The sequence below is a fragment of the Streptomyces sp. NPDC093018 genome (assembly GCF_040684035.1).
Lineage (GTDB): Bacteria > Actinomycetota > Actinomycetes > Streptomycetales > Streptomycetaceae > Streptomyces > Streptomyces murinus.
Window position 1 is genome coordinate 166,380 of record NZ_JBFBFF010000009.1, and the last position, 21,905, is coordinate 188,284.

22 protein-coding genes and 1 riboswitch are annotated in these 21,905 nt (G+C 71.9%); of the genes, 3 read left to right on the top strand and 19 right to left on the bottom strand.

Going from position 1 to position 21,905, the window contains the following annotated elements; translation table 11 throughout:
- Positions 1–20: 20 nt before the first annotated feature.
- The 17 genes from AB0N90_RS21325 to AB0N90_RS21405 all read right to left on the bottom strand — a co-directional run bounded on the left by AB0N90_RS21325 (position 21) and on the right by AB0N90_RS21405 (position 16,379).
- Positions 21–1,604, bottom strand: coding sequence for a fatty acid--CoA ligase (locus AB0N90_RS21325; protein WP_365198764.1), 1,584 nt, complete (start codon positions 1,602–1,604; stop codon positions 21–23).
- Positions 1,605–1,629: 25 nt separating this feature from the next.
- Complete coding sequence (locus AB0N90_RS21330) at positions 1,630–2,178, bottom strand: FcoT family thioesterase (protein ID WP_365198766.1); 549 nt, start codon at positions 2,176–2,178, stop codon at positions 1,630–1,632.
- Entirely contained in the window at positions 2,175–3,086 is a 912-nt protein-coding gene (locus AB0N90_RS21335; RefSeq protein ID WP_365198769.1) for a TauD/TfdA family dioxygenase, read from the bottom strand. The genes AB0N90_RS21330 and AB0N90_RS21335 overlap by 4 nt, the downstream gene beginning before the upstream one ends.
- A gap of 39 nt (positions 3,087–3,125) precedes the next feature.
- A complete protein-coding gene (locus tag AB0N90_RS21340) occupies positions 3,126–3,365 on the bottom strand; it encodes an acyl carrier protein (protein WP_365198771.1) in 240 nt (79 codons plus the stop codon).
- The gene (locus AB0N90_RS21345) at positions 3,362–4,411 is read right to left on the bottom strand and encodes a beta-ketoacyl-ACP synthase III (RefSeq protein ID WP_365198774.1); all 1,050 of its coding nucleotides are present in this window, start codon (positions 4,409–4,411) and stop codon (positions 3,362–3,364) included. The genes AB0N90_RS21340 and AB0N90_RS21345 overlap by 4 nt, the downstream gene beginning before the upstream one ends.
- Before the next feature lie 45 nt (positions 4,412–4,456).
- Entirely contained in the window at positions 4,457–5,830 is a 1,374-nt protein-coding gene (locus AB0N90_RS21350) for an MFS transporter (RefSeq protein ID WP_365198777.1), read from the bottom strand.
- A 5-nt stretch (positions 5,831–5,835) separates the two neighbouring features.
- Complete coding sequence (locus tag AB0N90_RS21355; RefSeq protein WP_365198779.1) at positions 5,836–6,591, bottom strand: aspartyl/asparaginyl beta-hydroxylase domain-containing protein; 756 nt, start codon at positions 6,589–6,591, stop codon at positions 5,836–5,838.
- A 264-nt stretch (positions 6,592–6,855) separates the two neighbouring features.
- Positions 6,856–7,446 (bottom strand): sigma-70 family RNA polymerase sigma factor, encoded by a 591-nt coding sequence (locus AB0N90_RS21360; protein WP_365198782.1) that lies wholly within the window; start codon positions 7,444–7,446, stop codon positions 6,856–6,858.
- Between the two features lie 243 nt (positions 7,447–7,689).
- Entirely contained in the window at positions 7,690–8,448 is a 759-nt protein-coding gene (locus AB0N90_RS21365; protein WP_365198785.1) for a hypothetical protein, read from the bottom strand.
- A 171-nt stretch (positions 8,449–8,619) separates the two neighbouring features.
- Complete coding sequence (locus tag AB0N90_RS21370; RefSeq protein WP_365198787.1) at positions 8,620–9,162, bottom strand: copper chaperone PCu(A)C; 543 nt, start codon at positions 9,160–9,162, stop codon at positions 8,620–8,622.
- Positions 9,159–11,492, bottom strand: coding sequence for a heavy metal translocating P-type ATPase (locus AB0N90_RS21375; protein ID WP_365198790.1), 2,334 nt, complete (start codon positions 11,490–11,492; stop codon positions 9,159–9,161). Before AB0N90_RS21375 ends, AB0N90_RS21370 begins: the two co-directional genes overlap by 4 nt.
- Positions 11,489–11,707: a hypothetical protein gene (locus AB0N90_RS21380; RefSeq protein ID WP_365198792.1), complete on the bottom strand. Its 219-nt coding sequence runs from the start codon at positions 11,705–11,707 to the stop codon at positions 11,489–11,491. The genes AB0N90_RS21375 and AB0N90_RS21380 overlap by 4 nt, the downstream gene beginning before the upstream one ends.
- Positions 11,708–11,896: 189 nt before the next feature.
- Complete coding sequence (locus AB0N90_RS21385) at positions 11,897–12,988, bottom strand: HoxN/HupN/NixA family nickel/cobalt transporter (protein WP_361678550.1); 1,092 nt, start codon at positions 12,986–12,988, stop codon at positions 11,897–11,899.
- Positions 12,989–13,015: 27 nt separating this feature from the next.
- Positions 13,016–13,219: riboswitch (cobalamin riboswitch) on the bottom strand.
- Between the two features lie 89 nt (positions 13,220–13,308).
- The gene (locus tag AB0N90_RS21390; protein ID WP_365198795.1) at positions 13,309–14,388 is read right to left on the bottom strand and encodes a hypothetical protein; all 1,080 of its coding nucleotides are present in this window, start codon (positions 14,386–14,388) and stop codon (positions 13,309–13,311) included.
- A 47-nt stretch (positions 14,389–14,435) separates the two neighbouring features.
- Positions 14,436–15,578, bottom strand: coding sequence for an SPFH domain-containing protein (locus tag AB0N90_RS21395; RefSeq protein WP_365198798.1), 1,143 nt, complete (start codon positions 15,576–15,578; stop codon positions 14,436–14,438).
- A gap of 212 nt (positions 15,579–15,790) precedes the next feature.
- The gene (locus tag AB0N90_RS21400) at positions 15,791–16,132 is read right to left on the bottom strand and encodes a hypothetical protein (RefSeq protein ID WP_365198801.1); all 342 of its coding nucleotides are present in this window, start codon (positions 16,130–16,132) and stop codon (positions 15,791–15,793) included.
- A gap of 115 nt (positions 16,133–16,247) precedes the next feature.
- On the bottom strand, positions 16,248–16,379 hold the full coding sequence (locus AB0N90_RS21405; RefSeq protein WP_365198803.1) for a hypothetical protein: 132 nt from the start codon (positions 16,377–16,379) through the stop codon (positions 16,248–16,250).
- Between the two features lie 154 nt (positions 16,380–16,533).
- Here AB0N90_RS21405 and AB0N90_RS21410 point away from each other — a divergent pair, with 154 nt between their 5' ends.
- Both AB0N90_RS21410 and AB0N90_RS21415 read left to right on the top strand, forming a co-directional pair.
- Positions 16,534–17,910: a M1 family metallopeptidase gene (locus AB0N90_RS21410; protein ID WP_365198805.1), complete on the top strand. Its 1,377-nt coding sequence runs from the start codon at positions 16,534–16,536 to the stop codon at positions 17,908–17,910.
- A gap of 70 nt (positions 17,911–17,980) precedes the next feature.
- A complete protein-coding gene (locus AB0N90_RS21415; RefSeq protein WP_365198808.1) occupies positions 17,981–18,958 on the top strand; it encodes a hypothetical protein in 978 nt (325 codons plus the stop codon).
- A 15-nt stretch (positions 18,959–18,973) separates the two neighbouring features.
- Here AB0N90_RS21415 and AB0N90_RS21420 read toward each other — a convergent pair whose 3' ends face one another.
- Together AB0N90_RS21420 and AB0N90_RS21425 are read right to left on the bottom strand one after the other, a co-directional pair.
- Positions 18,974–19,714: a class I SAM-dependent methyltransferase gene (locus tag AB0N90_RS21420; RefSeq protein ID WP_365198811.1), complete on the bottom strand. Its 741-nt coding sequence runs from the start codon at positions 19,712–19,714 to the stop codon at positions 18,974–18,976.
- 41 nt (positions 19,715–19,755) lie between these two features.
- Positions 19,756–21,078, bottom strand: a complete 1,323-nt coding sequence (locus AB0N90_RS21425) for an NAD(P)/FAD-dependent oxidoreductase (RefSeq protein ID WP_365198814.1) — start codon at positions 21,076–21,078, stop codon at positions 19,756–19,758.
- A 159-nt stretch (positions 21,079–21,237) separates the two neighbouring features.
- Between AB0N90_RS21425 and AB0N90_RS21430 the strand changes: the two genes are divergently transcribed.
- A complete protein-coding gene (locus AB0N90_RS21430; RefSeq protein WP_361678786.1) occupies positions 21,238–21,813 on the top strand; it encodes a helix-turn-helix domain-containing protein in 576 nt (191 codons plus the stop codon).
- Positions 21,814–21,905: the final 92 nt, after the last annotated feature.

Here is a 21,905-nt window from a genome sequence, read left to right on the forward strand (position 1 = left end):
GAACGGCGCGGGTGGGGTGGTCAGTTGACCTTGCGGGCGGAGTCGCGCCAGTAGCGGTCGCGCAGTTCGCGGCGGAGGATCTTGCCGCTCGGGTTGCGCGGGACCTGGTCCGTGAACTCGTAGCTCGCGGGCAGTTTGAACGCGGCCAGCCTCGGGACGAGGAACGTGTGCAGGTCCCGCCCGCTGGGGCGGGTACCGGACGCGGGCACGACGAAGGCGTGGACCCGCTCGCCCCACCGCTCGTCGGGAATCCCGATCACCACCGCCTCCCCCACCGCGGGATGGCGTTCCAGCACGTTCTCGATCTCGGCGGGGTAGACGTTCTCACCGGCGACCAGGATGGCGTCCTTGATGCGGTCGTGGATGAAGAGGTAGCCGTCCGCGTCGAGGTAGCCGGCGTCACCGGTGTGGATCCAGCCGTCCACGAGCGTCTCCGCGGTCTTGTCGGGCAGGCCCCAGTACTCGACCATCCGGGCGGGGGTGCGCAGGCAGACCTCGCCCACGGCGCCCGGCGGCAGTTCACGGCCCCGGCCGTCGACCGCCCTGGCCCGCACCCCCGGATAGGGGCGCCCGGCGGCCTGCATGAGGGGGCCGCCGGGGACATGGGCGGCCGGCGGCAGGCAGACCGCGGTGTTCCCGGTCTCCGTCAGGCCGTAGATCTGGGCGAACTCGCAGTCCAGGACGGCGAGGCTCTCCTCCAGCAGCGCCTCGGAGATCGGGGAGCCGCCGTACACGGTCTTGCGCAGGGTGGTGAAGTCCGCGGCACGGACGCCGGGTTCGGTGAGCATCATGCGCAGCATGGCCGGGACCACGCAGGCGGTGGTGACGCCGAGGCCGCGGATCAGGTCCACGGTCCCCCGGGCGGCGAAGGCGCGCAGGGCGACGATCGTCGTACCGGCGTTGAGGTTCTGGGTGGCCCACCACAGACCGCCGACATGGAATCCGGGGATGCCGACCAGGGCGATGTCGCCCTCCCGCCAGTCGATCCAGTCCAGTCCCTCGCTCGCGAGGGCGTCGCGGATCGCGAAGAAGCTGCGGTGCGCGAGTACGACTCCCTTGGGCAGCCCGGTGGTGCCGCTGGTGTAGAGCTGCGCGACCGGAGTGTCCGCGGTGGCCTCGAACTCCGTTTCGCTGTCCGGGTGTTCGGCGCGCCAGTCGGTGATCGAGTCCACCGGGACGACGGTCCCCGGAGGCCGGGTGGGCATGGCCCGAACGATCGGGGCGAACTCGTCTTCGAGGAACAGCAGTCGGGTGCCGGAGTCCTGGAGGATGTGGCCGACCTCGGGCGCGGTGAGCCGCCAGTTGACCGGGACCAGCACGGTACCGGTCTTGGCGCAGGCGAAGAGCGCCTCGTAGTAGTGCTCGGACTCCTTTCCCAGGTAGGCGACCCGGTCGCCCTCGCCGAGACCCGCTGCGCGCAGGGCGTGCGCCATGCGGTTGCTGCCGCGATGCAGCTCCCCGTACGTCAGGGTGCGGCCCTCGCAGATCACCGCGGCGGCCTCGGGCTGCCGGGCGGCGTGGAAGCGGGTGGTGTGGACGAGGGTGCTCAGTTCGGGGTGGTGGAGCCGCGCGCCCCGGGGCCGGGGCGCCGTGGTCGTCTCCATGAGCGGTCTCCCAACGGTGAGTGGTTCAGGGGACGTTGACGAAGGCGAGGGTCACCTCGCCGTCGCACCGGCCGCCATGGGCGTCCTGGTAGCGGAACACGGTCGAGGCGTGGAGGAAGGGACCGGCCGCGCCGGAGGTGCGCCGGGTAACAGAGCGGAACTCCAACTCCCCCGTGAACCGGCGGGGTTCGACGGGCCGCCGGAAGTTCGCCGCGAAGCGGGCGATGAGGATGTCCGGGAGCTGGTGGCGCCAGAAGTCGTCCAGGGTCCAGTCCTCGAACCCGGTCAGCAGCCCCTCTTTCACGGACTTGGCGACCAGGTAGTACATCATCTGGTTGTAGGCGATGTTGACCTCGACCGAGTTCAGATGGCCGGTGTCGTCGATGTAGCAGGACTCGGGGATCGCGAACGCGCAGCGGGCGGAGGCGAGTCCGTCGGACGCCGTGACCTCGGCGGACCTCAGGTAAGCGCAGTGCTCCTTGTAGGGCGCCAGGACGCGGGCCAGCAGTTCTTCGTCCGTGGCGTACGACCGCTGCGGCGGGGCCGTGGGGCGGTCGGCGGCGGGCGCGGTCATGCGGCGCGCATCCCGTCGTGCGCGCCCCGCATCCCGTCGTACAGTGCCCGCTCGTCGTGGACGGTGACCCGGTACGAGACGGTGGGCTCCGGGGTGGTGGTGTGGCGGGCCCGGTGGACGAGGCTGCGGTTGTCCCAGACCAGCAGGTCGCCCTGCTCGAAGCTCTGCAGATGGATGCCCTCGTGGGTGAAGGTGTCGTCGAGCTGGCCGGTGGCTTCGAAGAGGCGCTCCAGCAGCTTGCCTTCGAGCGGTTCGCCGTCCTGGTCCTCGATGCCGACGGTGAAGCCCTCGCTGAGGTAGAGGACCGTTTCCCCGGTCATCGGGTGGGTGAAGGTGGTGGGCCGTACGACCGGCGGGGTCTTGGTCTCGACCTCCTCGATGATCTCGGAGATCGGGCGGTAGACGTCCTGCGGCCGGATCTTGAAGTACTTGCGCACGGAGTGCCGGCAGCGCGTTCCGCGGACCGCCGCTCTCAGCTCCTCGGACAGCCGCTCGTACGCCCTGCCCATGTCGATGAAGTAGGTGCCGCGGTTGTTCTCCGGGATCACCTGCGGGTGGATCAGGGTGATGCCGAAGGGGTCGGGCATGAACTGGTAGTCGGCGTGCCAGAACTTGCCCGTCTTCGGCACACCTATCTGCCTGCCTCCCTCGGGGACGTTGGAGGAGACGAACACCTCCGGGACGTCCGGGTGCCGGTACATCGGTTCGTAGTACGTCTCGGGGCGGCCCAGGCGCTTGCCGAGGGCGAGGAACTGGGCGGGGGTGAGGTCCTGTCCCTTCAGGACGGCGATCTTCTTCGCGTAGACGGTCCTCTTGAGGGCCTGGATATCGGCTTCGGAGGCCGTGGTGTGGTCGAAGTCCTCGACGGTGACGCCGAGCGCCGCGCCGGGCTGGTCCTTGATCTGCATGGCTGCCGGTCCTTCCGGATTTCGGTCGGGGTGCTGGGGTCAGACGGTGGTGGTGCGCCGGGAGTCGACGAGTTCGGCGATCTCGGCAAGGGTGCGGCCGGGTTCGAGTTCGTCGTCGCCGACGGTGACGCCCAGGTCGCGCGCGATGCGGATGCTGATCTCGACCGTGGTCAGGGAGTCGACGTCCAGCGCGCCGAGGGTGGCGCCGGGGCGGATGAGGCCGGTGGGTATGTCGTGCAGGCCGACGATGACGGCGACGAGCCGGTCGTAGGTGGTCATGGTGTGATCCGTTCCGGTTGCGGGTTCAAGGTGAGCTCTGGCCAGGTCAGGAGGCAGGAGCCCCAGGTGAGGCCGCCACCGAAGGCGGTGAGCAGGAGGCGGTCGCCGGGCCGGAGCCGGCTTGCCGCCATGGCGTCGGCCAGGGCGAGTGGCAGGGAGGCGGCTCCGGTGTTGCCGCGGGCGTCGACGTTGGTGACACAGCGGTCCCGGGACAGCCCCAGGTCGTCGGCGACGGAGTGCAGGATGCGCAGATTGGCCTGGTGGGGCACGAAGTGGTCGAGGTCGCCGATCGTCCATCCGGCGCCGGACAGCGCGGTGCGGGCGGAGGCGGCCATCCGGGTCACCGCGTGCCGGTAGACCTCCTTGCCGCGCATCGCGAAATGCCGCTCGGCATGGGTGGGTTGGCCGTCGGTGGCCCGCCGGCGGGAGCCACCCGCGGCGACCGTGATCAGGTCCTCGTGGGCGCCGTCGCTGCCGAGGTCGAAGTGGCCCACCGCGCCCGGCTCGTCCGGGTTCCCGGCGCGCAGGACCACCGCTCCGGCGCCGTCCCCGAAGATGATCGCGTTGGCCCTGTCCAGCGGGTCGACGATGGTGGAGTAGGTGTCCGCGCCGATCAGCAGGACCCGTTCGGCGATGCCGGAGGCGATCAGTCCGGCCGCGGTGGCGAGGCCGTACACGAAGCCGGTGCACACCGCGCCGATGTCGAACGCCGCGGCTCCCGCGAGGCCGAGGCGGGTGGCGACCAGGGGCGCGGTGGCGGGGCAGGGGCGGTCCGGAGTCGTCGTGGCGACGATCACCGTGTCGGCCGTTCCGGTCCCGGCCGAGCGCAGTGCCTGCCGCCCGGCCTCCACGGCGAGGTCGGAGGTGGCCTGGCCGGGCCCGGCGATGTGCCGTCGGCGGATTCCGGTGCGGGTACGGATCCAGGTGTCGTCGGTGTCCAGCCGTTCGGCGAGTTCCTCGTTGGCGACCACGCGGGGCGGCACCCATCCGGCAAGTCCGCACAGGACGGCCGCCGGACCCGACGGCCCGCGGGTGTTGCTGGGCACAGCTGTTCTCCTCATGAGGTTCATGGGTGGGGCGGGGCGGGCCGGTTACGCGGCGGGCGCACGGCTCGTGCGCAGCGCCAGGGTGAGCGGGGCGCCGCAGCAGAGGGCGGCCGCGACGGCGAAGACGGCGATGCGTATGCCGGTGAGCCGGCTCTCGTCCGGTGGGCCTTGACCGGCACCCGAGGACAGCGCGACCAGCAGGGCGAGGCCGATCGCGCCGCCCACCTGGAGGGTGGTGGAGGCCATGCCGGAGGCCACCCCCTGGTCCTCGGCGGCCACCCCGGAGGCGGCGGCGATCCACATGCCGGTCCAGGCGGCGCCCTGCCCGAGCCCCAGGAGCACGATGCCGGGCAGCAGCAGGAGGTACGGCCCGTCTCCGGTGAGCGCGAGCCCGAGCACGACGGCCCCGCACGCGCCCAGCGCCATGCCGCCGCCCAGCACCCGGCCCAACCCGGCGCGGGCGACGGCCAGTTCACCGGCTTTCGTGCCCAGGGCGGTCACCACGGCGGGGACGAGGAACGCGAGGCCGGTCGTGAACGCGCTGTAGCCGCGCACGTTCTGGAAGTAGAGGGTCATGAAGTACGGCAGTGAGCTGAAGGTCGCGCTGTAGAGGGCGGTGAGCGCCATCGCGGCGAGCAGCCCTCGGTGGGCGAACAGCCGTACCGGCACCAGCGGATCGCGCGCACACCACTCCACGACCGCGAAGACGGCCAGCAGGCCGACCGCGAGCGCGGCACCGAGCAGCGCGGACGGGCCGGCCCAGCCCGCCTCGGGGGCGCGTACCAGCGAGAACACCAGGAGCGTGATGCCCCCGGTGCCGGTCAGGGCGCCCGTCAGGTCGTACCGGCGAGGTCCGGTCCGCGGGCCGTCCCCGGGGAAGAGCCGCCGGCCCGCCCATGCCAGCGCCGCCGCCACGGGCACGTTGACGAAGAAGACGGACCGCCAGCCGAACGCCTCGACGAGCACGCCGCCCAGCAGCGACCCGAAGCAGAGGCCGCCGGCCCCCGCGGCGCCCCAGACCGCGAGGGCCCGGTTCCGGGCGGGGCCCTCCTCGTACAGGGTGTTGATCAGGGCGAGGGTGGCCGGGAACAGCAGCGAGCCGCCGATGCCCTGCGCCGCGCGGACGGCGACCAGGGCGCCCGCCGACTCGGAAAGCCCGCCCGCCAGCGAGGACCCGGCGTACACGAGGGCCGCGGCGACGAAGGTCCGGCGCCTGCCCAGCAGATCGGCCGTCCGGCCGCCCAGCAGGAGGAAGCCGCCCGTCGTCACGACGTAGGCGCTCACCACCCACTGGAGATCGTGCGCGGAGAAGCCGAGACCGGTGCCGATGTCGGGCAGGGCGACGTAGACGATGTTGTAGTCGAGCGCGATGACCAACTGGGCCAGCGCCAGGACGAGAAGGGAGAGCCGTGCCCGCACCGGATTCAGCCGTCCCCCAGGAGGCGCCTGATCTCACCGATGAGCGCGGTGAGAGCCAGCCGCTCCGCAACGGTCGTCTCCGGATGCCAGAGGTCCACGAGGAGGCAGGTCCGCGGCCTGTCACCGTCATTGCGCGCCGCGTGCTCGAAGGAGTAGTCGAACAGCAGGCACTCGCCCTCCACCCAGGTACGGGTCTCCCCCGCCACCGTGAGGGCGCAGCCGTCCGGTATGTCCACGGCGAGATGCATATTGATGCTGAAGTTCCACAGGTCGCAGTGCGGGGCGATGACCGCGCCCGGCAACAGCGTGGAGAAATGGGCTTCCAGGAGCGGGCATATCTTCTCCGTCCGCACGGCGAACTCGTCGAGCACCTGGTACGCCGTGGGCGCGATGCCCGCCGATTCCTGGACCAGTTGGCCGCCTCGGTACAGATGGAGGGCCTGCCAGTCCTCCTGGCGGGTCAGATAGTGCGCGTAGTGCGAGAACGCCTCCCGGCGTCCCTCCCATGCGGCGGTCAGCTCCTCCTTGATCAGCGGCTGGGCGGCTTCGAACGCCGCGATGAGCGGGGTCAGTTCGGGATGGCCGTGCGGGTCGTGCCAGGGGGTGGGCGACAGCCCCGGAAGGATCCACTTGGCGCCTCGCTGGAGCGGGTGCCGCGGGCCCCCGCCCCCGGGCCGGAGCATGAGTTCCACACGTCCGATGGAGTCCGCGCCGTGCTCGCTTCTGATCGCCGCGAAGGCGCTCTCTGTCTCGGGTGTCATGCGGGCCCCCTGGTCTCTGCGGCCGACCGTCGGGTCGGTGCCGTCGCGGTAGGAGTCGGCGCGAGGGGCTGGGGAGTTCCCGCGAGGTCCTGCCGATTCCGGCTCAGGGCACGGCAGTTGCCTCGCGTCATCCGCTTGTCGTCGATTCCCACACCCCAGTAGTCGGCCGCCCCCGCCGTCGAGTTCCCGGCGGCACGATCCCCGGCAGAGGACCGTGCCGCCGCACACGCGGTCAGGAACGTCCGGCCCCGAGAGGGCTCGGGGTCAGCCGCCGAGGGTGCTCGCCGACTCCGCCTCCCGCAGCACCCGTTCGAGAGTCGCGCGGGCACGGGAGACCCGGGAGCGGACCGTGCCGACGGGACAGCCCGCGAATCCGGCCGCTTCCTCGTACGACAACCCGACCACCTGGGTCAGCAGGAACGCCTCCCGGCGTTCGTCGGGCAGGGTCTCCAGGAGGTCGAGCAGGGCGATGCCGTCGTCGAAGCCGGGCAGGCCGCGGGGCTGAGTGCCCTCCACCGCGGTCTGCCAGTCGACGCTGTCCGCGATCTTGGGGCGGACCGCGGCGCGGCGCAGGCTGTCGGCGACGGCGCGGCGCGCGATCGACAGCAGCCAGGTACGGGCCGAGGCCCGGCCTTCGTAGCGGTGCAGGCTGCCGAACGCCCGCGCGAAGGTGTCCTGGGTGAGGTCGTGGGCGGTCTGGGGGTCGCCGCTGAGGTAGGTGACGTAGCGCAGGACGTCGGCGTGCAGGGCGCGGACGAAGTGGTCGGCCGCGTCCGGGTCGCCGCCGCGGGCGGCCAGCGCCCAGGCGGTCGCGGAGGCGTCCGCGGAGGCACGATCCGCCCGTGGAGCGGGCATGACAGAGATCATCGTGTGATGTCCTTCTCGGTCTTCCGGGGCCGAGCCCGCACAGGGGCATGGCTCACCGGGGCATGGGGTGCGCCCGTACGCGGAGGTAGGGCGAGGCCCGGAGCCCGTCGGGACCGGTCCGCTCACGGCGGCGCGTGGGTGTGCCGGGCAGCGAGGCGTGGGCACGACCGCGCGCGAGAACACCGCGGGACGAGACGAGGAGGGCGAGGAGCTCCGGTGGATCCGGCTGTCTCAGCGGACAGCGGCACCCACGGGTGGCCCGCGGAAGGTGAGGGAACAGCACAGCAGCAGACGCACCGGGGCGGGCGCGTCGACGGCGCGGCGCCTGTGTACGCCGGGGCGGTGGTACGGCGTGGGCAGGGCGCCGAGCAGCCGCAGCGGGGCCGCGAGCCAGGCCGCCGTCGCCCGCAGGACGCGGAAGACGGCCCGCTCGCCGTAGGCGAGCCACAGCCCGCACAGGACCGCGGCCAGGAAGTGGGCGGCGAACATGCCGACCGAGGCCGCACCGCTCATACCGGCCATGTCGTGCAGGGGCCCGGGACCGGCCATGCCGTGCAGGGCGTGCCCGGCGGAACCTATCTCCGCCCCGCCCATGGAACCCATGTCCATCCGCATGGACCCCATGGAGCCCGCAGAACCCATGTCCATCGAGCCCATCGAGCCCATCGACCCCATGTGCATGGCGCCGGTGCCCGTCGGCGGACCGCCGTGGGACATGGCCATGGAGCCGGACGCCGACCCCTGCGCCAGCGAGAAGGTCTCGTGGAGCACCACCTGGGCGGCGGTCACGACCGCGACGATCGACACCCGGCCGCGCTCCCGCCCGGCGAGCAGCCAGCCCGCCGCGCCGGTCCCGAGCGCGCCCGCGGCCATGGCCCACCAGGGGACGGGAGTTCCCGACATGGTGGCGTGGCCGAGGGCGGCCAGCAGCACACAGGCCGCGGCGAACACGCCGGCCCGCGCTGCGCGGCACCACCCCGGGACAGTCATAGCCCGCTCATCCTCGCACCCGGGGCCCGCTCGTCGGCAGGGGGGCGGCGGGAACCCTCGCCCTCCGGTTCGCCGACAACGGGGGGACGCAACGCGCCAGACGGAGCGGCGGACACATCAGACACAGCGGACACAGCAGACACAAGGGAACCCGGGAAGCACAGGGAACGACTACTGGAGCGCCACCGTGCCCGGCCGCACCACCACGGCCAGGACCCTGACCGGGCCGCCGCGCCGGAACTCCAGCGTGAACGGCACGCGATCGCCCGCATGCCACGCCTTCGAGGGCGCGGGCACCGTGAGATCGACCCCGGTCGGCGACATGGCGAGGCCCTCGCCCGCCGGGACGGCCACGGAGTCGATCACGGACCGGTAGGCCGCGTTGCCCGGCTTCATACGGTGCCGGGAGAGGGTGACCGCGCCGGGGACGTCACGTGCGGTGATCCGTACGAGGGTGTCGGCGGAGCCGCCTTCGTTGGCGATGCGGAAGAACGCCGCCGTCTCCGCGACCCCGACGGAGGGCAGCAGGACCCGCCCCTCCGCGACACGGATACGCGCCGGACTCCCGGCCCGGCCCGCGCCGACCCAGCCGGTCAGCCCCACCAGCGCCGTACAGGACGCCACGACGGGCACCAGGACGGCCAGGGTGCCGTCCCTGAGCCGCCGCCGGCCGAGGCCCCTCAAGAAGGAGGCCCGGTCCGTGATCCGCCTCATCGCACAACCGCCTTCCCGCCGCGCGTCCCACTCGTCCTGCTCGTCCCGCGCATCCCATACGTCCCGTGCGCCCGGCCTCGGGTCCCGGACGGCCGGCGGCCGCGCAGCCGCAGGCTGTTCGCCACCACGAGCACGGAACTCGCCGACATCGCCGCGGCCGCGACCATGGGATCGAGCAGACCGACCATGGCCAGGGGCACGGTGACGACGTTGTAGCCGAACGCCCAGACCAGGTTGGCCCGGATGGTGCCCAGGGTGCGCCGGGCCAGCCGGACCGCGTCGACCAGCGCCTCGATGTCCCCGCGGGCCAGGGTCAGATCGGCCGCGCCGATGGCCACGTCGGCGCCGCCGCCCATGGCGATGCCCAGGTCGGCACCGGCGAGCGCGGCGGCGTCGTTCACCCCGTCGCCGACCACCGCGACCCGGGCACCCCCGCGCGTCAGTTCCCGCACGAGGGCGGCCTTGCCCTCGGGGGTGCAGCGGGCGTGCACCTCCTCGATGCCGAGCGCGGCGGCGACCGCCTCGGCGGGCGCCGCGCCGTCGCCGGTGGCCAGCACCGGGCGGATACCGAGCCGGCGCAGCCGGTCCACGGTCCGGTAGCTGCCGGGGCGCAGCACATCGCCGACGGCGATCAGCGCTTCGGCCCGCCCGTCCACCCGCACCAGGACCGGGGTGTGCGCGGCCGCCTCCGCCGCGGTCAGCGCCGCGGCCAGCTCGTCCGGCAATCGGCCGTCCGCCGCTCCCACCTCGATCATCAGACCGTCCACCCGGCCGCTGACCCCGTGCCCGGGGACGGCGGCGAAATCCGTCACCTCCGGCAGTGGTCCGGCGTCGCCCGTACGGCGCGCATACGCGGTGACGGCCTGTCCGATCGGATGCTCGGAGCCCTGTTCCACGGCTCCGGCCAGTCGTACGACCGCCTCCTGCCCGAGGGCGCCCGGCAGCGCGGTGACCCGGGCCACCGTCATATGACCGGTGGTCAGCGTGCCGGTCTTGTCCAGGACGACCGTGTCCACCTGCTGAAGGGCCTCCAGCGTCTGCGGCCCCCGCACCAGCACGCCCAGCTGCGCCCCACGCCCGGTGGCGGCCATCAGCGCGGTCGGTGTCGCCAGCCCCAGCGCGCACGGGCAGGCCACCACGAGCACGGCCACGCAGGCGGTGAGAGCCGCCTGCGGATCGGCTCCGGCTCCCAGCCAGAAGCCGAGGACGGTCACCGCGAGGGCGAGGACGACGGGTACGAACACACCGGCGACCGCGTCGGCCAGCCGCTGTGCCCGGGCCTTGCCGGCCTGGGCCTCCGTGACGAGACGGGTGATCCGCGCCAGCCTGGTGTCCGCGCCGACCGCCGTGGCCGCCACGAGCAGCAGTCCACCGGCGTTGACGGCGCCGCCGACCAGAGCCGATCCGGGGCCCACCTCCACGGGCTCGCTCTCGCCGGTGACCAGGGACAGATCCACGGCGGAGGTGCCCCGCGTCACCCGCCCGTCGGTGGCGACCCGTTCCCCCGGGCGCACCACGAAGGTCTGCCCCACGCGCAGCCGCTCGATCGGGATCGACCGTTCGCCGAGCTCGTCCTCGTCCCGTACCGTCACGTTCTTGGCAGCGAGTTCGGCGAGCGACCGCAGCGCCGCCCCGGTCCCGCGCCGGGCCCGCCCCTCCAGGAACCGTCCGGTCAGCACGAACAGCGGGACGCTCACGGCCGCTTCCAGATACAGGTGCGCGCTGCCGTCCGACGCGGCGGGCAGCAGGCTGAACGACATCCGCATCCCGGGCCCGCCCGCCCCGCCGAGGAACAGCGCGTACGCCGACCAGGTGAACGACGCTACGGTACCCAGCGAGACCAGCGTGTCCATCGTGGCCGTGGAGTGACGCAGGCCCCGCAGCGCCCTGACATGGAAGGGCCAGGCGCTCCACACGGCCACCGGGGCGGCCAGCACGAAGCACAGCCACTGCCAATCGCGGAACTGCAGGGCCGGCACCATCGAGAGCACCAGCACGGGTACGGCCAGCAGCGCGGTGACCGTGAGCCGTTCCCGCTCGCGCCGGGACTCGGCCTCTTCACCGCCTGCGGCCCCGGAGTCCTCTTCGTCCTCGCGCACCGGCAACGCGGCCTGGTACCCGGCCTGTTCGACCGCGGCGAGGAGGCTCTCGGGCGCGACATCGGCCGGGTGGCTGACCCGGGCGAGCCCCGTGGCCAGATTGACCGAGGCCGTGACGCCCGCCAGCTTGCCGAGCTTCTTCTCCACCCGACGGACACAGGCCGCGCAGGTCATTCCGCCGACGGTGATGTCGGTGACAAGGAGTTCCGCCGCCGGTTCGACCGCGGTCACTCGCCGCCCCCATGGCTCATCCCGGGCATGTCGTCATCGCCGCCGCTCCCGGTGCCATGTATGCCGGGCGCCACCGGCCCCGCCGCCGAGCCGACGGCGTAGGAGACCGCGAACAGCAGCGTCAGCAGGAGCAGGAATCCCCAGAGCGCGGGAGACGGCAGCGGCCTGCCGCGGGTCGTACCGGTGGAGCCGGGTGACATCGGAATATCGGCCATGCCCGACCTTCCTGGTCGCATCGGACCGTCGTGCGAGAGATGGCGATTGGAGCCGTACCGTCGCAGTAGTCGGCCCGACGGAGCGCCGGGTTCCGGGACTTGATCGTGACGTACGCCATAACTGCTGGCACGTCGGCGTGCACGGCCGCCCGGCGGCAGAGCACGCGGGTCCTCGAAGCGGCCGGGGTGTCAGCCGTCCCCGCCGAGCCGGCCCGCCCACCGCTGCTCGACCCCGGCCAACCGCCAGTACGCCAGCGCCGCCGCCCACACGACCACGAACAGGCCGACGATGACGTACCCCACGTTGTCCAGGTCCAGCCCGGCGATCCAATCGGTCACCACGTCACTGAGATCGAGCTTCTCGTGCAGCACGCCGACCAGTTCGATGGTGCCGATCAGGAACGCGACCGCGATGGACAGGCCGGTGATGGTCAGGTTGTAGAACACCTTGCGCACCGGGTTGGAGAACGCCCACTGATAGGCGAAGTTCATGAACGTGCCGTCGAGCGTGTCGAACAGGCTCATCCCCGCCGCGAACAGCAGCGGCAGGCACAGGACCGCGTACCACGGAAGTCCGGCCGCGGCACCGCTGCCCGCCATCACCATCAGGGTGACCTCGGTCGCGGTGTCGAAGCCGAGCCCGAACAGGAAGCCCAGCGGGAACATCTGCCCGGGCCGGGTGACCGCCCCGGTGAAGCGACCCAGGAACCGGTTCATGAACCCCCGCGAGTCCAGGTGCTGTTCCAGGGCGGCCTCGTCGTACGTCCCCGCTCGCATCGCCCGGAAGACCCGCAGGATGCCCGCGAGGGCCACGAGGTTGAGCGCCGCGATGAGGTAGAGGAAGGTCCCGGAGACGGTGGTGCCGACGACGCCGAGGGTCTGGTGGGTACGGGAGTCGTCGTCGAGCAGGGTGCCGGCGAGCTGTGCGCCGCCCGCGACCAGGGCCGCCATGGCGACCACCACGCTGGAATGGCCGAGCGCGAACCAGAAGCCGACCGACACCGGCCGTTTGCCGTCGGCCATCAGCTTGCGGGTGGTGTTGTCGATCGCGGCGATGTGATCGGCGTCGAACGCGTGCCGCATGCCCAGGGTGTACGCGGTGACCCCGAGGCCGATCCCGAACGCCTTGGAGCCGACCTCGTAGTGCCCGGGCACGACCAGCAGGAACAGGATGCCGAACGCCACGACATGCAGGGCGGCGATCACCACCAGCAGCCCGGCGGTTCGGACGGTGTCCTCGCGCCGCCAACGAAAACGGGTCGACTCTGCGGGCAGGGTCATGGGGTCACGCTCCAGCACCTCGTGGATCAGCTCGTGAAGTGCCGTGGCCGGTCTCCTGGCTTACGGGTGCGCGCGTGTCCGTCCCGGCCTTCCCGTCCGCCGGGCGGCGGACGGTGACCGTGCCCAACTGGGACGGATACTCCCCGATCACAGTGGCGAGGGCCGCTCCGGTCTGAGCCCCGCTGGGGGCTGTCACCGGTCTTCCCGAACACCACGGCCCGCCCACCGTAGAACCGGTCACCCGCTCCCGCACAATCGGACGGTCCCCGGGTATCCAAGATCACATCAGGCCGCCCGCGAGGAAGTCCCCGCACCCATGCTCATTTGCGCAGCATCACCACGAGCAGCACCACCAACGCGATCAGCAGCGCGCCGCCCACCGAGGCCAGGGCGATCTTGGCCGCGCTGTACGGCCGTTCGCCGATGACCTCGCCGGTTCGGGCGTTGACCATGACCGGCCACGCCTTGCCCGCGTGGAGGTAGGTCAGGAACCAGACGGGCAGCAGCACCAGCTTGTAGGTGAGGCCGCTGTAGGCGGTGGACATCGAGTGCACCCGCTGCTCGTCGCCGCCGATGTCCCGCTTGCAGTCGGCGCGGATCACCGGCGCCATCCGGGCCTTCGCCGACTCCAGGCCGGTCTCCGGCTCGACGTCGAAGCGGACGGTACGGAAACCCGCCAGGTACTCCTCCTGGTAGGGAACCGTCTCCTCCAGCGGCCAGGGCGTGAGCTTGTCCAGTTCCTTCTCCGGCACCTGACTGCTGCCGGGCACCAGCACATCGTCGAAGAACCGGTCGACGGTTCCGGACACATGGTGCCAACGGGTGTGCCGCACCTGCCGGGTGTTGCCGTCGGAGTCCTCCTCCTCCACCCAGTAGTGCTCGCCGCGCTGACCGGAGTACTCGGTGAAGGTCTGCGCGTCGTACGTCCAGTGCGGCAGGTAACTGCCCCGGAACGTCTCCGCCTCGGTGACCTTCTTCAGCTCGCCGGGCGCGAACCAGCGGGACTTCGTCCACTTCGCCAGGGCGTCCCGGGCCTCCTCACGGCTCACCCCGAACGGCAGTACCGCCTCGGGTACGACGCGTTCGGTGCCGGCGGCGTCCGCGACCAGCGGGGTGGCGCAGAACTGGCACTTGTCGCTGAGGGTGTCGCTCTCGGTCACCGCGTGGCAGCCGGGGCAGGTGTACACCTTCACCCGGCTCGGCGCGGACGCCCGCCGCAGCTCGGCCAGTTCCTCGATGGGGTGCTCGGTGACCTGCCGCGGTATCGGCGTGATGTCCTGCTCGTGCTTGCAGTACGGGCAGCGCAGCGCGTAGGTCCCGGGCGCGTACTCGCTCACCCCGCCGCACGCCTCGCACTGGAACGCCCTGTCGGGCGCCGGCGCGACGTCCTGATCCGTCAACTCACTTCTCCTTGTGACCTGTTACCCGAGGTGCCGGACGGCGGATCTCAGCCCTGCGGGGGCAGCGGCGGCGGCACGTCGGCGAGCAGCGACGCCAACTCCGGGACCTGGTCCGCGGGTTGCCAGGCGGCCTGCCCGCTGCGCCAGACCAGCGTGGCGCGGGTCAGGTTGCCCGCCGCGACCTGCCCGGCCAGCGCGCTCTCGTCGTACGGGCCCTGCTGCTGTCCGGCGACCGCGAGGAACCAGCGCGGCGCGGTGGGCAGCGGCGGCGGGACATCGGCGGCGGGTGCGGCGGGCTGCGCCGGTCCCTGTGCCGCCGGGGCCGCGGGGGCCGTCGTACCGGACATGCTCTGTACGACGCGCTGGCCCAGCGCCATGCCCACGCCCAGCCCGAGCGCGTCACCGCCGGTGCCCGGGTTGGCGGCGGCGAGCGGGATCGCGTCGGCGGCCTGGAGCTTGGCGTAGTCGTCCAGGTTGCCGGTGATGGCCATCCGGGAGCGGGTGTCGATCGCCGCCTCGATCTCCGGCGGGACGCTGATGTTCTCGATGTAGAACCGGGGGATGGCGATGCCGGTGGAGGCCAGTTCCTGGGTCAGCGCGTCGGCGAGCTGCCGCCCGATGCCGTCCTGCCGGGCGGCGAGGTCCAGCAGTGGCACACCGGCCGAGCCCAGTGCGGAGCCCAGCTTGGAGACGATCAGCTGCCGCAGGTGCTCGCCGACCTCCTCGGTGCGGAACTGCGGGTCGGTGCCCACCAGTTCGCGCAGCAGCGCGGCGGCGTCCACCACCTTCGCGGCGAAGGTGCCGAAGGCGCGGACCCGGACCATGCCGAACTCGGCGTCGCGCAGGATCACCGGGTTCTGGGTGCCCCACTTGAAGTCGGTGAACTGCCGGGTGGTGACGAAGTAGACCTCGGCCTTGAACGGCGACTCGAAGCCGTGCTTCCAGCCCTTCAGCGTGGACAGGACCGGCATGTTCTGGGTCGAGAGGGTGTACGTGCCCGGCTGGTAGACGTCGGCAAGCCGGCCCTCGTTGACGAAGACGGCCACCTGCGACTCGCGCACCACGAGCCGCGCGCCCATCTTGATCTCGTTGCCGTAGCGCGGAAAGCGCCACACGATGGTGTCCCGGCCGTCGTCGGTCCACTCGATGATGTCGATGAACTCACCGCGGATACGGTCCATCAGCCCCACGACAACCCCCCACTCCTCGCGTTTCCGGAATCTCTCGCTCCCCGGCCGGTCCCGGGTCGGTGATCGCACGACGATCAATCGGTCAGGCGATCAGCCGACAGTATGCCTGCCGCGGCCCGCACGGCTACCGGTGGGGCGGGCCCGGACCGACGGCGGCCACGAGTCCCCAGCCGCCCTCAGCCGCAGGTGGGACCGGACTCCACCGGGCATCGTCACCGAACCCCCATCAGCACCCCGGGGTTGACCACGCAGACCTGGTGCGCCTGCTCCTCGCTCAGCCCGAACGCGCACAGACCGGTCAGCGCGCGCAGCCGCCGGACGTGCTCCCAGGACAGTTCCGGCGAGAGGTCCACCTGTCTGACGTGCCCTGGTTCGTCGGCGCGCGGCGAACGCAGGTTCTCGCACACCATGCCGGGTGGCAGGTCGTGGAACGCATGATCAGGGGTGCCGGACGCAAGGCGGGGCAGCGGCGGTTGGCGGCCACCCCGAAGGGGATGGACGGATCCGGCGGGGAGGACCGGCAGACCGTCCAGGGCGATGTCGTCGTCCGGCATCTGGACGACGGCCGAAGAAGGTTCCCTGTAAGCCTGCTGACGGCGGGGCGGCCCGGTCGGCAGGGGTTGCCGGGGCTCGTGTCGTCGTCAGCGAGCCTGCGCAGCAGGTAGGCGGTCAGCCGGTGGCGGCGCAGATCTCCTGGAAGCAGTCGGCGCCGACGGTGGTGTCGGGAAAGGTGATGCCCTCATCGCCGTTGACCCGGGCGAAGACCCTCGAAGGCCGGACAGCTCCCCGATAGATTTTCACCAATCTTGAGGCAACCATGGGCCGATGCAGAGCCTCTGACATCTCGCGTGCCGCAGTCGACGGGAGCAACGGGATGAAACCTCGCACAGCACCGGCCCGCCGACCCCGGCGTTCCCTGCCCGGCTGGGCTCCGCCGGCGGCGCTGCTTGTGGCCATGACGACGTCCTGCGCCGGTTCCGCGCCGGGGGACGGAATTGCCGCGGCCGCGAAGCCCGGCGCGGCCGGAGTGGGTGACCCGCTCTTCCCGACGCTCGGCAATGGCGGCTACGACGTGACGCATTACGGGCTGACGCTGGATTACACACCGGAGACCAATCATCTGAAGGGCACGACGGTCATCACGGCGCGGGCCACCCAGGATCTGAGCCGCTTCGACCTCGACCTGTCGGGCCTGCGGGTACGCACCGCGACGGTACAAGGGTCGAAAGCCCACATCTCCCGTTCGGGCGACGAGTTGGCCGTCACACCGGCGAAGGCATTGAAGAACGACGAGATCTTCAAGACGGTCGTCACGTACGACGGCACCCCACGAACGGTCAAAGGCGACGACGGGGGCCTGGAAGGCTGGATCGAGACCGATGACGGCTCGACCGCCCTGGGCCAGCCGACCGGCTCCATGACCTGGTTCCCGGGCAACCATCACCCGTCGGACAAAGCCACGTTCGACATCTGGGTCACTGTCCCCCGGGACGAGGACGGCGACTTCTACGACGCGGTGAGCAACGGCGAGCTGGTCGCGCAGAAGGACAAGGGCGAGACGATGACACGGCACTGGCGCACCACGGAGCCCATGGCCGGCTACCTCGCCCATGTCTCCATCGGCTACTTCGAGATCCACAAGACCCGGACACACGACCGCCTCCCGGTCTACGTCGCCGTCGACCCCGACGAGTCCGAAGGCGCCGTCGCCGTACCGCACTTGGTGCCCGAGATCATTGACTGGGCCGGCGAACTCTTCGGCCCCTACCCCTTCTCCTCGACCGGCGCCGTCGTCGACCACCTCCCCGGACTCGGCTACGCCCTGGAGACCCAGACCAAGCCCTACTTCGCCGCGGCTCCGGACGAGACCCTGCTGGTCCACGAGTTGGCGCACCAGTGGTTCGGCAACTCCGTGACCCCGCGGACATGGAAGGACATGTGGCTCAGCGAGGGGATGGCCACCTACGCGGAGTGGCTGTGGGAGGAGAAGCGGGGCGGCAGGAGCACCGACGAGATCTTCGAGGACTTCTACGACGGCACGGACGACGAGGCCGAGGGCATCTGGGCCTTCCCGCCCGCCGATCCGCCCAGCGGCGGGCGCGTCTCCGACCCGCCCGTCTACGGCCGCGGCGCCATGGCCGTACACAAGGTGCGCAGGGCCGTCGGCGACGAGGTCTTCTTCGGCATACTCCGCGCCTGGACGCGCCGGCACCGTCACGGCAACGCCGACACCCGGCAGTTCATCACCCTGTGCGAGAAAACGTCGGGGAAGGACCTGACCGGGCTCTTCGACACCTGGCTCCTCAACAGGGGGAAGCCGTCCCGGATGTGAGGAGGAGCCCGGGTCGGCCACCTGAAAACCGTTCGTCGCCCGGCGCCCGGCGGCGCTAGCCTCGCCGCACATGGGAGCACGAGCGCAGTACGTGGTGGTCGAGAACGGCGCCTGGCAGCGGTACTTCTCGCACTGGGCGGCCAACCGGGTGGTCGATGATCTGCTGCCCGGTCCGGCCGCGGCGACGCGCTGCTTCCGCGCCCAGCGGAAGATCGACGAATGGCTCGACGACGTGTGGTGCGAGGGCGCCGCGCTCGTCGACCACGACCGCCGGATCCTCCTCTGGTTCGGATTCGCCGACAGCTGGGCCGACCACCGCGCCGCCCGCGCCGTACTGGCCCGGACATGGCCCGGCTGGGACGTCCGCTTCGCGCATGACGGCATGGGTGACCTCACCCACCATCTGGGCGTCGGCAGGGACCTGACCCGTGCGCCGGGCTGGTTCGAGACCTTCGAACCCTCTGAGTTCGCGGGCAGCGAGAGCACCGATCCCTGGTCCGTCGTCTCCCTGCGCCTGCCCGACGCAAGCGTGCGCGCATGGGGCAGCGCCGGGGAACCCATCGATCATCTCGCCGGCGGCCCCGCCCTGATCGACCTGCTCCCCGCGTCGCCGGCCACCCCCGCGCCCACCGACATGCCGTACGGCGGTGTCCATTTCGACCCGCAGGCCCGCACCGTCTCGCTCTGGGCGGTGCAGACCGTGACCGGCGTTCACGACTGGCCGTTGCCCGGCTGGGAGAACTGGACCCTGGACTTCCACGGCGACGACCACTCCCGGCAGGCCGCTGTCCTCCCCGCCGACTTCCCCTTCCCGCACCTCCCTCTCACGACCGCACTCCGGCGACTCGGCACCAGCCTCGGCACCCCGCCACCCGACCCGGCCCCGCTCCTCACCCGCGCCACCGACGCACCCGCCCCCGCGGGCACCACCCCCGTGCTGAACCCCGCCGCACTGATGGCACCCGAACCGGCCGACCCCACCCCGGCCGAACTGGCCAGGCTGCGTGCGGCACTTGATGCGCTGATCGCAGGGGCCGAGGTCGGCTGACCAGCACCCCGTGGGCTACGGCTTGTGGCTCACCCAGAGCAGTTCCGCGGGCCAGCGGTGTGCCCAGTCCGGTGGGTCGGTTTCGTTGTAGCCGTTGGATGTTCCGAGTTCGGGCCGCGGCTCGATGAGGTCGTCGATGACGAGTCCCGCGCCGCACAGGACCTTGACCCAGTCGCCGTAGGTGAGCTGATAGCTGGTCGCGCCGTCGCCTTCGGCGATGCTGTTCAGCCCGAAGTAGTCCTGCCGCAGCGTCGTGGTCACGCGGGCGGCGGCTTCGTCGTAGCACGCTTCGAACCATGGGCTGGCGACGTTGAACACCAGGCGCCCGCCGCGGCGCAGGACGCGTGCGGCCTGCGGGACGGCCCGCTGCGGGGGCGCCCAGCTGAGCCCACCGAAGTCGCAGAACACCAGGTCGAAGCTGGCGGCGGCGAAGGGGAGTTGTTCGGCGGCGCCTTGCACCAGCGGGTAGCGGACCGCTCCCATCGCACCTGCCGCAGCGGCGAGTTGGGCTTCGGACAGATCGAGCCCGACCACGATGGCGCCCTCGGCGGCGAGCGCCCTGGACCACTGGCCGGCGCCGCAGCCGAGTTCGAGGACGCGCTTGCCGGTGACGTCGCCGAGGGCGTGCAGGTGTGCGTCGGGGATGGAGTACATGCCCCACAGCCGGGGTGTGGCGCCGGTTCGCGGGTCGTGTTCGTGCTGGTAGGCGCCGCTGATCCGATTCCAGAGCCGCCGGTTGGCGGGGATGCTGTCCACCTGCCGACTCCAGCATCGCCCGCCGGGGGCGGTCAACACGTTTAAGGCACTGGCCGGTCCGCGCCTCGGTCCGGCCCCGGCTCGGCCGATGATCCGGCGGACGAGCCCTGCGCCTCGGCCCGCTCGCCCCTCCCCCGGGCCCGCTCCCGCTCCCGCTCCCGCCGGTACGCCGCCGCGCGGGCGAGGTAGTCCCGGTGCTCCTGCTCGTGGTCCGGCGGCAGATCCGGCTCGTCGGTGGTGGCGAAGAACTCCACCAGGGCGTCGTTGGAACTCGCGGCCAGTTCCCCGGAGCGGGCGAACATGGCCGACTCGTAGTCGGCGACCGCCTCGTCGAGGGTGGCCACCGGGTCGGGGCCGACCGCACGGCTGACGGCGTGCGCCAGTTCCGCGCCGTCCAGCATCGCGAGGTTGGCGCCATGGCCGCCGAAGGGCGCCATCAGATGGGCCGCGTCCCCGATCAGCGTGACGCCGGGGACGTGTTCCCAGGTGAGCGGGGCGGGCAGCGCCGAGAAGGACCGCGGGACGTAGTCGCCGTCGTTGCGGACGATCAACGCGCGCATGGCCGGCGACCAGTGACCGAACTCCCTCACGAGATGGGAGCGGATGCTCTCCCGGTCGGCGAGGTCCACGCCGGCCGCGCTGTGCCAGTCCGGTGCGGCGCGGAACGCGATGTAGCCGCGGACCACGCCGTCGCCGTTGCGCTGAAGGATCACCGCGCGGCCGTCGTTGTCGTTGGAGAACAGATGACCGGCGCCGACCAGCCCGGCGACCTCGGGGTGCCGTGAGTCGACCTCGTCGAACCGTGCGTCCAGGAAGCAGACCCCGAGGTGCCGCGGGGCGGCGTCGCTGACCAGGGGGCGGACCTTCGACCAGGCCCCGTCGGCGCCGATCACCAGGTCGGCCCGCACGGTGGTGCCGTCCGCGAACTCCAGGAGATGTCCGCCGTCGCCGAGCGGGTTCACGCGGACGAGCCGGTGGCCCCAGCGGACGGTGCCGGGCCTCAGGTGGTCGAAGAGCATGCGGCGCAGCCGGCCGCGGTCGATCTCCGGTGCGGCCTCGTCGCCGGGGCCCGGGGTGAACTCCGCCAGGACGGTGCCGTGGTGGTCACGGCGGGTCTTGGCCTGCCCCTCCGGCCGGGCCCGCGCCAAGAAGGCGTCGAGCAGCCCGGCGTCCTCAAGGGCGATCTGCCCGGAGTCGGCGTGCAGGTCGAGCGTGCCGCCGGGATCGCGGGAGTCCACGGCCTCGTCGGCGTCGTACACCGTGACCTCGACGCCATGTCCTTGCAGGACGCGGGCGCAGGTCAGACCGGCGGGCCCGCCGCCGATCACGCAGATCCGGGGCGTGCTGCGGAGTGTGCTGTCCATCATTCGGGGCCTTCCCCTCGCATGCGGGACCTTCCCCTCGGTCGCGCGGATCGCGAACGAGTCGCGACAGCACCCAGCTGGGTGCAACCGCTAAAAAAGCGTAACAGCTCAACTTTCTTATTCGCTCCACGATCGCGATATGATGACCGGGTGACCGAGATGGGGCGCCGAGAGCGCAAGAAGGCAGCCACCCGCCAGGCCCTCGCCGACGCGGCGCTGCGGCTGTTCTCCGAGCGGGGTTACGACGAGGTCGGGGTGCGCGAGATCGCCGACGCGGCCGACGTCTCGGTGACGACGCTCTTCAAGCACTTCCCCGACGGCAAGGAGGCGCTGGTCTTCGACCAGGACGTGGACCGCGAGGCGGCCCTGGTCACGGCCGTCCGTGAGCGCCCCGCCGGCCAGTCCGTACCGGGGGCCCTGCACCGGCTGCTGCTGGGCGAGCACTCCCGGCGGGTCCACGCCGACCCCCGGTTCGACGACTTCCTGCGCCTGGTCGACAGCACCCCGGCCCTGCGCGAGTACGCGCGCCGGATGTGGCTACGGCACGAGCACGCCCTGGCCGCGGCGATCGCCGACGACGCCGGACTGCCCGCCGACGACCCGAGCTGCCGGGCCCTGGCCCACTTCGCCTTGGAGGCGCCCGTCCTCGTCCGCGGGTCCCACGACCCCGACACCGCCCTCGGCCGGGTCTTCGACCTCCTCGACAAGGGCTGGACGGGGCACAGGCAGAAGTAGCCGTACGGCAGTTCTGCCTGTGCTTTCGCATGGTCCGGCCCGGCTCGACCGTGATCGACTTCCTCTGCCCGGCGAAGGGGAGCCGTCCCCGA

Excerpts from the sequence above, each read along its gene's own strand:
- AB0N90_RS21325 (WP_365198764.1), bottom strand. The coding sequence starts at position 1,604 with ATGGAGACGACCACGGCGCCCCGGCCCCGGGGCGCGCGGCTCCACCAC.
- AB0N90_RS21330 (WP_365198766.1), bottom strand. The coding sequence starts at position 2,178 with ATGACCGCGCCCGCCGCCGACCGCCCCACGGCCCCGCCGCAGCGGTCG.
- AB0N90_RS21335 (WP_365198769.1), bottom strand. The coding sequence starts at position 3,086 with ATGCAGATCAAGGACCAGCCCGGCGCGGCGCTCGGCGTCACCGTCGAG.
- AB0N90_RS21340 (WP_365198771.1), bottom strand. The coding sequence starts at position 3,365 with ATGACCACCTACGACCGGCTCGTCGCCGTCATCGTCGGCCTGCACGAC.
- AB0N90_RS21355 (WP_365198779.1), bottom strand. The coding sequence starts at position 6,591 with ATGACACCCGAGACAGAGAGCGCCTTCGCGGCGATCAGAAGCGAGCAC.
- AB0N90_RS21360 (WP_365198782.1), bottom strand. The coding sequence starts at position 7,446 with ATGCCCGCTCCACGGGCGGATCGTGCCTCCGCGGACGCCTCCGCGACC.
- AB0N90_RS21365 (WP_365198785.1), bottom strand. The coding sequence starts at position 8,448 with ATGACTGTCCCGGGGTGGTGCCGCGCAGCGCGGGCCGGCGTGTTCGCC.
- AB0N90_RS21370 (WP_365198787.1), bottom strand. The coding sequence starts at position 9,162 with ATGAGGCGGATCACGGACCGGGCCTCCTTCTTGAGGGGCCTCGGCCGG.
- AB0N90_RS21380 (WP_365198792.1), bottom strand. The coding sequence starts at position 11,707 with ATGGCCGATATTCCGATGTCACCCGGCTCCACCGGTACGACCCGCGGC.
- AB0N90_RS21385 (WP_361678550.1), bottom strand. The coding sequence starts at position 12,988 with ATGACCCTGCCCGCAGAGTCGACCCGTTTTCGTTGGCGGCGCGAGGAC.
- AB0N90_RS21400 (WP_365198801.1), bottom strand. The coding sequence starts at position 16,132 with ATGCCGGACGACGACATCGCCCTGGACGGTCTGCCGGTCCTCCCCGCC.
- AB0N90_RS21410 (WP_365198805.1), top strand. The coding sequence starts at position 16,534 with ATGACGACGTCCTGCGCCGGTTCCGCGCCGGGGGACGGAATTGCCGCG.
- AB0N90_RS21415 (WP_365198808.1), top strand. The coding sequence starts at position 17,981 with ATGGGAGCACGAGCGCAGTACGTGGTGGTCGAGAACGGCGCCTGGCAG.
- AB0N90_RS21425 (WP_365198814.1), bottom strand. The coding sequence starts at position 21,078 with ATGGACAGCACACTCCGCAGCACGCCCCGGATCTGCGTGATCGGCGGC.
- AB0N90_RS21430 (WP_361678786.1), top strand. The coding sequence starts at position 21,238 with ATGGGGCGCCGAGAGCGCAAGAAGGCAGCCACCCGCCAGGCCCTCGCC.